Source organism: Bradyrhizobium sp. CCGE-LA001, assembly GCF_000296215.2.
Taxonomy (GTDB): Bacteria; Pseudomonadota; Alphaproteobacteria; order Rhizobiales; family Xanthobacteraceae; genus Bradyrhizobium.
Genome location: NZ_CP013949.1, coordinates 6972507 through 6984605, shown reverse-complemented (window position 1 = coordinate 6984605; position 12099 = coordinate 6972507). Strand labels below are relative to the sequence as shown.

Sequence of the window (12099 nt, the reverse complement as noted above, 5' to 3'; positions counted from 1 at the left end):
GCCAACATCAAAGTGAAGTGCAGGCTGGGGCTGATATGGCTGACGGGGCTAGGTATTCGCGCGCGCTGATTTTGGGCGCGTCGGTGGTGACAATCGCGGCAATGACGGCGGAGCGCGGTGTTGCGCAGACCGCATCGCCGCAAGCCGAAAGTGCATCGTCGGAAAGGGCGTCGTCGCAAAGAGCGAAGCAGGCCAAGCGCAAGCCGGCGACCGCGCAAGTCGCGCAGCAGGAGGCCAGCGCCGGCGTGCGCGATGCGCACGCGCAGGTGGTTGTCGGCGTCCAGGCACTCGATACCATCACGGCTGCCGCCACGAAGATCAAGGAGCGCGCGATCGACTCGCTCGCGCCCGTCAGCTCCATTTCGCTCGACCAGATCCAGGGGCTTCAGCCGAACCGGCTGTCCGGCATCTTCTATGCCGTGCCCGGCGTCTCGTTTCAGGAGCGCGGCGACGATCCCGCGACGGTCATCAACATCCGCGGCTTGCAGGATTTCGGTCGCGTCGCGGTCGTCGTCGACGGTGCGCGGCAGAACTACCAGCGCACCGGCCACAACGCCAACGGCTCCTTCTTCCTCGATCCTGAACTGATCGGCGGCGTCGACGTGGTGCGCGGCCCCACCGCCAACATCTACGGCTCCGGTGCAATCGGCGGCCTGGTCTCGTTCCGTACCAAGGACATCAATGACGTGCTGCGTCCCGGCGAGCGTTGGGGCGTCGATCTCTCGGGCTCCTACGGGTCCAACAACAATCGCGGCCTCGGCTCCGTATTCGGCGGCGTCCGCGCCACGCCTGACGTCGACATCTTCGGCGGCGCGGTCTATCGCACGCAGGGCAACTACAAGGACGGCAACGGCACCGAGATCGGTAACACGGGCAACCAGGTCGAGGCCGGGTTGATGAAGGTCACGGTGCGTCCTGCTCTCGGTCACGAGGTCAAGTTCGGCGCCGTGTTCCAGGACTATCAGTACGACATCGGCCAGTTCAACCGAGGCCCGGTGGCAACTGCGGCGCAGCGCGCGCTCTATCAGGGCTCGTCGGTCTATGCGTCCGACGTCAAGAACTACACCGGCACCGTCACCTGGAAATATTCGCTGCCGAGCGACAATCTGTTCGACTGGCAGATGTCGGTCTACGGCAACCGCGTCGATAGCGACCAGACCAAGACCTATCACTATTCGACCGCAGGCGGGGCCCTTTGTGGAGCGGGCAATTTCGGCAACAACATCTCCGGCTGCGTCGGCGATAGGCGCGGCTATGTTCTCAATACCTACGGCATCGACGTCAACAACACCACGCGCTTCAATGTCGGCGACTGGCGCAATGCCGTCACCTGGGGCGTCGACGCGTTCCAGGACGACGTGATTACCACCGACAGCCGCGGCAATTCCAACATCACGACGCCGAGCGGCATTCGTACCGTGTCGGGCGGTTTCGTTCAGCTCAAGCAGAATTACAGCACCTGGTTCGAGGCAGTGAGCGCGATCCGCTATGACCGCTATGACCTCGATTCCGGCAGGACCAGCGCTGGCGGCGATCGCTTCTCGCCGAAGATCACCCTCGGCGTCACGCCGGTCCCTGGCTTTCAGCCGTATGTTAGCTATGCCGAAGGCTATCGTGCGCCGTCGATCACCGAGACCGTGATTTCGGGTGCGCACGCGACTGGTGGTGGACCGGCCTTCTTCCCCTGTCCCAATGGCACGGTGGGCCTGTTCTGCTTCCTGCCCAATCCGAATCTTCGTCCTGAGGTCGGCAAGAACAAGGAAGTCGGCTTCAACCTGAAATATGACAGCATCTTCAGCGCCAACGATTCGTTCCGCGGCAAGATCAACCTGTTCCGCAACGACGTCAGCGACTATATCGACCTGGTCGCCTCGGCGCCCGTCCCGGTGCCGCCGTTCGGCTCGTTCAGCCAATTCTATCAGTATCAGAACATCGCTAATGCCCGCATTCAGGGCTTCGAGGCGGAGACGATGTACGACGCTGGCGATTGGTTCATCGGCGTCGCCGGCCACTACATCCAGGGCAAGAACGTCCAGACCAATATCGGGCTGGCGACCATCACGCCGACCAAGGTCGTCACGACCGGTGGTGTCCGCCTGCTCGATCGCACGCTGATCCTGTCGGCGCAGTGGGCCTCGTTCGGTCCCAACAATGACGTGCCTGCCAACTATGTCCGGTCGACCGGCTACGATCTGGTCAACCTCTATATGACCTACAACGCGACCAGGGACATCGTGTTCACGGCCTCGATCGACAATCTCTTGAACCAGTACTACCGGCCTTACGCCATTCCCGGCAGTTCGACCGACGGCACCTCGCAGAACGACGTGCTGTGGACGAGCCCAGGGCCGGGCAGGGTCTACAAGGCCGGCATGAAGATCCACTTCGGAGGTGCGTAAGCCGAGAGGGCCCGCAACGCCAGTAATCTCCGCCGGCCGCGCTGATGCTCCAGCGCGGCTTCGGCGCGTTTTCATCCAGATCAGAAGGAGAGACTTTCATGTTCATCGCAATGAATCGTTTTCAAGTGAAGCTCGGCTCGGAAGCTGCGTTCGAGACCGTCTGGCGCACCCGGGAGTCCTATCTCGGCAGCATGGCCGGCTTCGTCGAATTCCATTTGCTCAAGGGACCGGTGCTGGAGGACCATACGTTGTATTCCTCGCACACGGTTTGGGTCGATAAGGCCGCCTTCGAAGCCTGGACGCGCTCGGAGGAATTCCGCCGCGCGCACGCGCGCGCCGACAACAAGACCGGTGAGAGCCTCTATCTCGGCCATCCCAAGTTCGAGGGCTTCGAGGTCATACTGACCGAGCGCAAGACGAACGCAGCCGCCTAGATCGCGGCCAGCTAGGGAGCCGGACATGCTGAGCACCGATCTTGCCGATCTCAAGGCGTACATGGCCGACAATGCCGGCGCGGTGATCGAGGACGTCGCGCGCGTGCGCAAGGTCACCCCGCGTGCTGTGATCGAGGCACTGCCGTCGTCCATGGTGCGCGTGGGAGGTGGCGAGCATTTCGCCGCCGCCATGCAGGACATCGCACAATGGGGCGAGGTCACGTTGATCGTGCATACGGACGATGCGATCTTCGAGTTCACAGGTAGCATTCCCGCGGGCGAGATCGGCCGCGGCTATTTCAATCTGATGCAGCCGAAGGGGCTGCACGGCCATCTCCGCCACGAGCGCTGCGCGGCCATTGCGTTCGTCGAGCGTCCCTTCATGGGCAAGACGTCGGCCTTCGTCGCGTTCGTCAATGCCGACGGCGGCATCATGTTCAAGGTGTTCGTCGGCCGCGACGAGGCGCGGGCGCTGCGCGCGGATCAGCTGGCGCGGTTCCGGCAGCTTGCGGACCGGATCGCGATGCAGCCCACATAGCTTCTTTCTGTCTGCCGGGAGGTCAAGATGCAGAGCAATTGCAGGCTTCGGCATGTGATCCTAACCATTGCGCTGGCGTTGGCGCCGGCACCTGCCTTGGCGATCGACGAGGCATTGTTGCCGCGCAATCTGTCGCCCTGGGGCATGTTCCAGGGCGCCGACATCGTTGTGAAGACGGTGATGGTGGGACTGGCCATCGCCTCGCTGGTGACGTGGACGGTATGGCTGGCCAAGTCCATCGAGCTGCGCCGCAAGGGCGCACTTGCCCTGCAGCGCACGCGTGCGCTCGAAGGCAACATCAGGCTGGCCGAAGCCGCCGATCGTGCTGGCGATGCGCGTGACGCGGTCGCTCAGCTCATCCAGTCCTGCGCCAGGGAGGCCGAGCTCTCCGGCGGCATCCTCGACGACGGACTGCAGGAACGGGTGGCGCTGCGGCTGGAGCGGGTCGAGGCGGCGATGTCGAGGCAGATCGCGCGCGGCACCGGCGTGCTCGCGACCATCGGCGCCACGGCGCCGTTCGTCGGCCTGTTCGGCACGGTCTGGGGCATCATGAACGCGTTCATCGGCATCTCCGAGAGCCACACCACCAGCCTCGCCGTGGTCGCGCCCGGCATCGCGGAGGCGCTGCTCGCCACCGCGCTCGGCCTCGTCGCCGCGATCCCGGCGGTCGTAATATACAATCACCTCGTCCGCGGCATCGCCAATTATCGCGCACTGCTCGGCGATGCCTCGGCGCAGCTCATGCTGCTGGTCAGCCGTCAGCGCGACCACAGGACGTTCAGCCTGGCGCGGGCGGCGGAGTAGGTCATGGCCGCGAAGCTTGGCGCACGTTCGGGATCACCGCTCAGGCCGCGCGGCGATCCTGGCGACCTCGACGTCACCCATGAGATCAACGTCACGCCGTTCATCGACGTGATGCTGGTGCTGCTGATCATCTTCATGGTGGCCGCGCCGCTCGCCACGGTCGACATCGGCGTCGATCTGCCGGCGACCGCCGCCGAACCTGCGCCACGACCGGACAAGCCGACCTTCGTGACGGTAAAGCCGGATCTCACTGTTGCCGTCGGCGAGGACACCATGACCCGCGACGGTCTTGTCAACGCGCTCACCGCCGCCACCAAGGGCCGCAAGGACGAGCGCATCTATCTGCGCGCCGACAAGTCCGTCTCCTATGGCGACTTGATGGAGGTGATGAACAGCCTGCGCAATGCGGGCTATCTCAAGGTCGCCCTGGTCGGCCTCGACGGACGCAGCTGATGGCTGCCACTAACGCGTTTGCGCTGCACGAGCCGCTCGGTGAGCGCGATACCGCGCGCTGGGGCGTATCGGCTGCAGTGATCGTTGCATTGCATGTCGCCGCGGCGTTACTGGCGATGAACTGGCTCAGATCGCAACCGGAGCAGGGCGTCAGCCTGCCGGCGATCATGGTCGACATGACGCCCGTGACGTCGGCACCGCAGTCCACGCCGGTTGATACGGCGCCGGGCCCCGTGATGCAGGAGGCCGACGCCTCTCCGCCGGAGCCCATGCAACGGCAGACGGTCGAGGAGACCATTGCGCCCACGCCGCCGCAGGAAAAGCCGGACGTGGTTGCGCCGCCGGAGCAGAAATTGGAGCCGGCGCCCGCCAAACCCGAGCCCGCGAAGATCGTGCCGCAGGAAAAACCTGCGCCTGAAAAGCCGAAGGTGGTTCGTCGCGAGGCCAGAAAGCCGTCGGAGGCGCCGCCTGCGCCGCGCACCAGCGCACCGCCACGCGCCGAGCGCGAGGCGCCCGCGGCGTCAGCCATGAGCGCGGGCGCTCTCGCGTCTCTGGTTGCGACCTATAACCAGCGCGTGCGAGCGCACTTGATGCGCTTCCATTCCTATCCGTCGGGCGGTAATGACCAGCGGGGACTGGTCCGGGTGAGTTTCACGATCGGACGCAGCGGCCAGATCATGTCCAGCCGTATCAGTTCGTCCGGCGTTGCCGCGTTCGACGCCAAGGCGTTGTCGATGATCCGGCAGGCCGCGCCGTTCCCGCCGATTCCGCCGGAAATCAAGAACAGCTCGATGGACTTCACGATTCCCGTGGACTTTACGGTGCGCTGATGGCTTTCACGTCCTATCCCATCCTTAGGAATGAGAAGCTGTCTCTGCGAGTCCATCGTGAGCGCGGGAATGGAGTGCCATCCACGTCATTGCGAGCGTAGCGAAGCAATCCAGGCTGCTGCCGCGGAAAGATTCTGGATTGCTTCGCTACGCTCGCAATGACGGATGACGAGGAGCCACTGTCGTTCCAACCCTCCTCCCGCAAGAACGGGAGGAGGGAGAAGAGAGCGCTTCCGCTCACTTCGCCTTCAGGAAGTCCGCGACTTCCAGCAGTATGAACTCGTCGTCGTCGGCCTTGTTGGGATCGCGGCTGGACGAGAACGGCAGGTTGTTGTCGTTGCCGACGATGATGTGGGTGTCGTCGACGCGATCGACGTTCTCGATGGTGAAGAACGGGAAGGTGTAGACGCCGTCGTTGAGCGGCTTCCTCGCCTTCTTGTCGGGATCCCTGATCTTCATGAGATCGATATAGCCGATCTTGCGCACGGGCTTGCCGACATTGGCGTCGGTGAGCTCGATCTTGTAGATGCGCTTGAACTTGGCGAGATCAGGGAAGCAATTGTCGCCGCGGGTGCCTTGCGGGCAGGCCTTGTCGGCGGTGCCTTCGCCGTTGTCGCGCTCGATGATGAGGCCGGAGGCCTGATCGATCATGTTGAAGTCGCCGATGGCGTTGCCGTTTTGCTCGAACACATACTGCCAGTAGCGGCCGGTGAACTTCTCGGCGGCGACGTCGAATTCGAGGATACGGGCGGCTTCCTTGCCGTCGACCTTCTCCCAGTCCTTCTTGTCGGCATCCCAGAGCGGCCCTTCGAGCAGGCCGTAGAGGAATTTTCCGTCCTTGGACGCGGCAAAGCCCTCATAGCCCTTGGAGCGGCGGAGGTTGACGTTGGTGTAGGTCGCACCCGGCGCGGCCGGCGTTCCCACCGCCCAATTGTCCGGCGAGCGCATCGGCTTGCCGTCGGCAACCGTATCGAACACGCCGAGGATCTTGCCGGTCTTGTCGGCCTTCAGGATGTAGGGACCGAACTCGTCGCTGATCCAGATGGTGTCGCCGACAATCTGGAAGCCCTCGGTGTCGAAATCCGAGCCGGTCAGGTAACGCTTCTGCGTGTCCTCATGCACGATGCGGAAGGGGACGCGTTTGTCGGGATCGTGCAGGAAGATGGTCTCCAGCCGCTCTATCTTGCCGCCGGCCCAATCCATTTTGTAGCGGTTCAGATACAGCATCGAATCCGGCGAGTTGGCGCGGGCGCCCATGCCGTTGTCGGTGATCACCCAGAACGTGCCGTCGGGCATGGTCTTGATGCCGGAATGGCCCTGCAGCGGCTGGCCCTTGAACGGCAGCGACACGCCGGTCGCCCGTTCGTAGGACTTGCCCATCACGGTGCCGGGCGCATCGACGCGCTTGCCGGTCGTGTATTTGCCGGATGTCTTCAGGTCGGCGGGCGCATCGGCCGGAGCATCGATGAATGATTCGGCCGGCATCACCACGTGGCCGGCGAGCTTGGCCGGGAATTCACCTTCGCTCTGTGCGAGCGCGGAGCTCGCGGTGAGAATGATCGTTGCGACGGTGCTGAGAAAAGTCGCGCGCATGTGCGTCTCCTGTTGGCGGACGACGCCTTATGCGGTTCGCGTGTTGCAGTTTTGTGAAGCCGGGCCAAAGGCCGCAGAACAAACCCCGACGCGATGCCGGGGCTTGTTCGCCTGCCAGCCTCATCCGCCGTAACACGGTTTTCCGGACATCTTCATCGCCCGGCTGCAGCGGGGCAAATTCTTCGTCTGCTGCTGCTGCGGCGGCTGCTTGGCGCTCTTGGTTGCAGTGGTGCTTCCAGTCTGCGCCTGCACACTTGATGCGGCAGGCATGAGAAGCAGGGGAGCGACAACGATCAATGCCAACGTTTTCATGTCAAATGCTCCAGAAACAAAAAAATAACGCTTTGGAGCCTATGCAGGCGGTCGTTGAGTGTAAAGTCCCGACGCGAGCCAGGCGCGTTTCGCGCCGCATCATCGCTGGTGCATGTCTGGTCTCGACTACTCCTTTACCGCGCCCGTCAGCGAGGACACGTAATAGTCCACGAACAGCGAGTAGAAGATCGCAACCGGCAGCGAGCCGAGCAGCGAGCCCGCCATCAGCGCACCCCACTGATAGACGTCGCCGGTGACGAGTTCGGTCAGGATGGCGACCGGCACGGTCTTGTTGGCGCCGCTCTGGATGAAGGCGAGCGCGTAGATGAACTCGTTCCAGGACAGCGTGAAGGAGAAGATGCCGGCCGAGATCAGGCCGGGCACTGCGAGCGGCAGCGTGATCCGCCGCAGGATCTGGAGCCGCGTCGCCCCGTCGACCAGCGCGCATTCCTCGAGCTCGTAGGGGATCGACTTGAAATAGCCGATCAGGAGCCAGGTGCAGAACGGCACCAGGAACGTCGGGTAGACCAGGATCAACGCGATCGGGCTGTCGAACAGGCCGAACTGCACCACGACGGTAGCGAGCGGAATGAACAGGATCGACGGAGGCACGAGATAAGCGAGATAGATGCCGAGGCCGACATAAGGGCTGCCGCGGAAGCGCAGGCGTTCGATCGCATAGGCCGCCAGCGTCGAGGCGATCAGCGACAGCGTGGTCGAACCGATCGCGACCAGCATCGTGGTCTTCAGCCAGTGCGGATAGGCGGTGTTGAACAGGAGGTGCTTGATATGAGCGAGCGTCGGTGAGGAGATCCAGAACGGGTTGTGGTCCTTGTAGTTCATCAGCTCCGCGTTCGGCTTGAACGACGTGATCGCCATCCAGTAGAACGGGAACAGCAGGATCAGCACGAAGCAGCCGAGCGGCAGGTAGATCATCATCAGCCGCCGCAGCCCGGAATCCCAGGCCATGGTGTCGGGCGCGGCTTTGGCGTCCGCGGTCGGTTGCGCGACGGTCTCAGTCATTGGCTTCTCCCTGCTGCCATTTGCGGCGCGCCAGGCCGAAATAGGAAAACAGCGTCGCGAACACCAGGAACGGGATCATCGAGACGGCGATCGCCGCACCCTCGCCGAGCTCGCCGCCGGCGATGCCGCGCTGGAACGCCAGCGTCGCCAAGAGATGAGTCGAGTTCACGGGACCGCCGCGGGTGATGGCATAGACGAGCTGGAAGTCGGTGAAGGTGAAGATGATCGAGAAGGTCATGACGATGGCGAGGATCGGCATCATCATCGGGAAGGTGATGTAGCGGAAGCGCTGCCAGGCGCTGGCCCCGTCCAGCATCGCGGCCTCGTAGAGCGAGGGCGAGATGGTCTGGAGCCCCGCCAGCAGCGAGATCGCAACGAAGGGGATGCCGCGCCAGATGTTGGCGGCGATCAGCGAGAAGCGCGCCGGCCAGGGCGAGCCGAGGAAGTCGATATTGCTCGACTTCCAATGCAGCACGTCGACCAGCAGGTAGGAGATGATCGAGAATTGCGGATCGTAGATCCACCAGAACGCCAGCGCCGAGAGCACGGTCGGCACGATCCAGGGCAGCAGCACGATGGCGCGGAGCAGGCTCTTGAACGGGAAATGGTTGTTGAGCAGCAGCGCGAGCCAGAAGCCGAGCGCGAACTTCCCGAAGGTCGCGATACCCGTGTAGAACACGCTGTAGAAAACCGCGTTCCACCACAAGGGATCGGTGAGCAAATATTGGAAATTCTCCAGCCCGATATAGATGCCGCGACGGCCGATCGTGGTGTCGGTGAAGGCGAGCCAGATGCCGAGGCCGAGCGGGTAGGTCAGGAAGACGGCGAGCAGCCCGAGCGCCGGGGCCAGGCACATCACGATCAGGAACGGCTTGTAGTCGAACAGCCGCACCAGCCAGTTCGGCTGCCGGGCTGCCAGTGCGTGAGAGGAAAGTGTCGTCACGGACATTGGGTCGTTGTCCTGTCTGTGAAAGTCACCACATCCGTCATTGCGAGCGAAGCGAAGCAATCCAGTCTGCTTCCGCGGTTACGGCCTGGATTGCTTCGCCGCAAGTGCTCCTCGCAATGACGGCGTTTCGATCGGGCGCTACCGCTGCCGGCGGAAGTAGCGCTTGCAGCGTTGCTCGGCTTCCGCGGCCGCCGCTTCCGGCGTGGCCGCGCCGGTCGCAACGGACGCGAACATCTGAACCGTGACATAGTCCGCCCGCACCGCACCGGTGGCCGTCGATATCGGACCTTTATAGCCGGCGTAGTAGCCGTTGTTCATGGTGTTCTTGAAGATTGCGACCTTCGGATCACCTGACCACACTGCTGCATCGGCATAGGCTGCGAGCGGCTGCGACCAGTAGCCGCTATTGGCGTTGAGCCAGGGCTCGTACTGATCTTTTTCCAGCATGAATTGCAGAAATGCCTTCGCTGCGTTCGGGTACGGGCTGTGCTTGAACACCATTGCGTTGAGCGTCAGGCCAGACATCGGCGGGGCCGGCGCAAAGAACTTCGGCAACAACTGATGCTCCGAATCTTCGGCGATGGCGGCGGTCGCGGGATCGTTCTTCAACGAGAAGTACAGGGACACCCCGTTCGCCGTCAGCGCGATTTCCTGGGAGGAATAGGCGCGATTGTTGCTGACGTCGTTCCAAGACGGCGTGCCGGCGATGAAGGTCGGGTAAAGCTGCTTCACGAAGTTCAGTGCCGCGATCGTCTCCTTGCTGTTGATTGTGACATTGCCCTCCTCGTCCAGCAGCGCCGCGTTGTGCGCCCACATCATCCAGTCCGCAAAGCCGTTTCCGTCGCCGACCGCGTTGCCCAGTGCGAAGCCGGCTGGCTTGCCCGCCTGCTGAAGCTTCTTGCAGAGATCGAGGAAGCCGGCTGGATCTTCCGGAGCCTTGTCGAACCCGACTGACTTAAGAATGGACTTGCGATAGATCAGGGGGCCAGCTGTGGCGCCGAACGGCAGCCCGATCCACGTATCGCTCTTGGCCTTCTTCCCATAGGTCTTCGCAAGAGTCTGCCAGCCGCCGTACTTCTTGCCGAGATAGTCGGCGACGTCGGTGAGCTCGATCAGCTTGTCGATGTAGATATGCGGCGCGTCGGAGAAGCCGATGATGATATCGGGGCCGGCGCCGGAATTCGAGGTCACCGCGGTCTGCTGGTTGATGTCTTCCCAGCCGACGAAGTCGACCTTGACCTCGACCCCGGTGTCCTTGGTGAACTTTGCCGCATTGGCGCGGAACACGTCCTCGTCGGCCTGGACGAAGCGGACCGGGCGCAGCATGCGCAAGGACGCGCCCTTCTCGATCTCGCGCTTGGGTGCCGGGACGTCGGCAGCCTTGATATTGGATGTTTGCGCTGCAGCACCGGTGGCCGCGAGCGTTGCAGCGGACAGGCCCAGCGCCAAGGCATCACGACGTGTGATGTCGTTCCTCATCAGTTCCTCCCTATGATGTCTCCCTTCCCGGCGTTGATCGCCGGTGAAGGGCCGTTCCTATCGTCCGGCGCGCCGCGCCGGGCCGCCTAGCTGTTCGGTCCGCGGTCCATGCTGACGGGCTGCCAGCGGCGGAGCGCGGTGTTCTGCAGCACCGACGGATTGACGCAGCTTACCGGCCACATGCCCTGAAGCACCAGTGACAATTCGTAGCCCACGCGGCGCTTGCGCGCCTCGTCGAACCGTGCCGAGGCCGAGGCGACATGTGCGGTGAGCGTCACGTTCTCCATGCCGAGCAGCGGATTGTTGTGCGAGGGCGGTTCCTTCTCCAGCACGTCGAGGGCGGCATGCGCGATCCAGCCCTCCTGCAGCGCCTTGATCAGGCTCTCCTCGTCCACCGTAGCACCGCGGCCGGTGTTGATGAAGATCGAGCCCTTCTTCATCTGCCGGAAGTGCTTCTCGGTCAGCATGTGATGCACCTCGGGCCTCGCGGGGGCATGCATCGAGACGAAGTCGGATTGCGACAACACCTCGTTCAGCGTCGCCGGGACCACGCCGTGGTCGTACATCAGCGTTTCCTGGATGAAGGGATCGTAGGCCATCATGCGCAGGCCGAAAGGCGCGGCGCGTTTGGCAACCGCACGCGCGACGCGTCCGAACGAGACGAAGCCGAGCGTCTGGCCCATCAGCCTCGGGATCTTGAGCAGCGCCGGCCGGCCCTCGGCCCAACGTCCGTCGCGCACCATGCGGTCCTGCTCGACCAGGCGGCGGAAGCCCGCGAGCAGCAGCATCATGGCGTGGTCGGCGACCTCCTCGATGAAGGTGTCGGGAATGTTGGTGACAGGAATGCCGCGGGCGGTGGCGGCCTTGACGTCGACGCTGTCGACGCCGACCGAGCCGAGCGTGATGACCTTGCAGCTCTCCAGCGCGTCGATGATGGTCTTGGTGATCGGAATGCCCTTGGCATAGATGGCGTCGGCATTTTTCGCGGCGGCGATGAACCCGGCCTCGTCGGCCGGCGCCTCGACGATCTCGGCATCGATCGGATCGAGCGCTTCCTGCTCGAAGGAATAATCGCTGCCCGCGACCGTGAAGCTCGCGCCCTTCGGCGTCACCACCCTGTATTTCGGCATTTTCGGCTCCCGATTTGGTTTGTCGGTTGTTGTTGCGACCCGCGCTTTGAGGGGCGAGCCTTGCCTCTTTTACGCGAAATCGAGGGCAGGGCGTACAATTCCCGGTTGCTGATGCGGAGATAAATTCGCGATTCGAGGGGCCGTTTCCGGGCTTC

The 12099-nt window shown here is 63.3% G+C and carries 12 protein-coding genes; 6 read left to right on the top strand and 6 right to left on the bottom strand.

Going from position 1 to position 12099, the window contains the following annotated elements; translation table 11 throughout:
• The first annotated feature begins 35 nt into the window (after window positions 1–35).
• From BCCGELA001_RS31825 to BCCGELA001_RS31800, 6 genes are all read left to right on the top strand, one after another.
• Entirely contained in the window at window positions 36–2399 is a 2364-nt protein-coding gene (locus BCCGELA001_RS31825; protein WP_060737091.1) for a TonB-dependent hemoglobin/transferrin/lactoferrin family receptor, read from the top strand.
• Between the two features lie 98 nt (window positions 2400–2497).
• Window positions 2498–2833, top strand: coding sequence for an antibiotic biosynthesis monooxygenase family protein (locus tag BCCGELA001_RS31820; protein ID WP_008546138.1), 336 nt, complete (start codon window positions 2498–2500; stop codon window positions 2831–2833).
• Window positions 2834–2858: 25 nt separating this feature from the next.
• Window positions 2859–3371 (top strand): heme utilization cystosolic carrier protein HutX, encoded by a 513-nt coding sequence (gene hutX / locus BCCGELA001_RS31815; protein WP_008546136.1) that lies wholly within the window; start codon window positions 2859–2861, stop codon window positions 3369–3371.
• 27 nt (window positions 3372–3398) lie between these two features.
• The gene (gene exbB / locus BCCGELA001_RS31810) at window positions 3399–4175 is read left to right on the top strand and encodes a tonB-system energizer ExbB (protein WP_060737090.1); all 777 of its coding nucleotides are present in this window, start codon (window positions 3399–3401) and stop codon (window positions 4173–4175) included.
• 3 nt (window positions 4176–4178) lie between these two features.
• Window positions 4179–4628 carry a TonB system transport protein ExbD gene (exbD, locus tag BCCGELA001_RS31805; protein WP_008546131.1) on the top strand — a complete coding sequence of 150 codons (450 nt, stop codon included), beginning with the start codon at window positions 4179–4181 and terminating at the stop codon, window positions 4626–4628.
• On the top strand, window positions 4628–5458 hold the full coding sequence (locus tag BCCGELA001_RS31800; protein ID WP_008546130.1) for an energy transducer TonB family protein: 831 nt from the start codon (window positions 4628–4630) through the stop codon (window positions 5456–5458). Before exbD ends, BCCGELA001_RS31800 begins: the two co-directional genes overlap by 1 nt.
• Before the next feature lie 237 nt (window positions 5459–5695).
• On the opposite strand, the gene BCCGELA001_RS31795 is transcribed toward BCCGELA001_RS31800, so the two are convergent.
• The 6 genes from BCCGELA001_RS31795 to BCCGELA001_RS31770 all read right to left on the bottom strand — a co-directional run bounded on the left by BCCGELA001_RS31795 (window position 5696) and on the right by BCCGELA001_RS31770 (window position 11944).
• Window positions 5696–7051 (bottom strand): esterase-like activity of phytase family protein, encoded by a 1356-nt coding sequence (locus tag BCCGELA001_RS31795; RefSeq protein WP_060737089.1) that lies wholly within the window; start codon window positions 7049–7051, stop codon window positions 5696–5698.
• 120 nt (window positions 7052–7171) lie between these two features.
• Window positions 7172–7363, bottom strand: coding sequence for a hypothetical protein (locus BCCGELA001_RS31790; RefSeq protein ID WP_008546119.1), 192 nt, complete (start codon window positions 7361–7363; stop codon window positions 7172–7174).
• Window positions 7364–7489: 126 nt separating this feature from the next.
• Entirely contained in the window at window positions 7490–8386 is an 897-nt protein-coding gene (locus tag BCCGELA001_RS31785) for a carbohydrate ABC transporter permease (RefSeq protein WP_008546118.1), read from the bottom strand.
• On the bottom strand, window positions 8379–9335 hold the full coding sequence (locus BCCGELA001_RS31780; protein WP_060737088.1) for a carbohydrate ABC transporter permease: 957 nt from the start codon (window positions 9333–9335) through the stop codon (window positions 8379–8381). Before BCCGELA001_RS31780 ends, BCCGELA001_RS31785 begins: the two co-directional genes overlap by 8 nt.
• 138 nt (window positions 9336–9473) lie before the next feature.
• Window positions 9474–10814, bottom strand: coding sequence for an ABC transporter substrate-binding protein (locus BCCGELA001_RS31775; protein WP_060737087.1), 1341 nt, complete (start codon window positions 10812–10814; stop codon window positions 9474–9476).
• An 86-nt stretch (window positions 10815–10900) separates the two neighbouring features.
• The gene (locus BCCGELA001_RS31770) at window positions 10901–11944 is read right to left on the bottom strand and encodes a C-terminal binding protein (RefSeq protein ID WP_060737086.1); all 1044 of its coding nucleotides are present in this window, start codon (window positions 11942–11944) and stop codon (window positions 10901–10903) included.
• Between the last annotated feature and the right edge of the window lie 155 nt (window positions 11945–12099).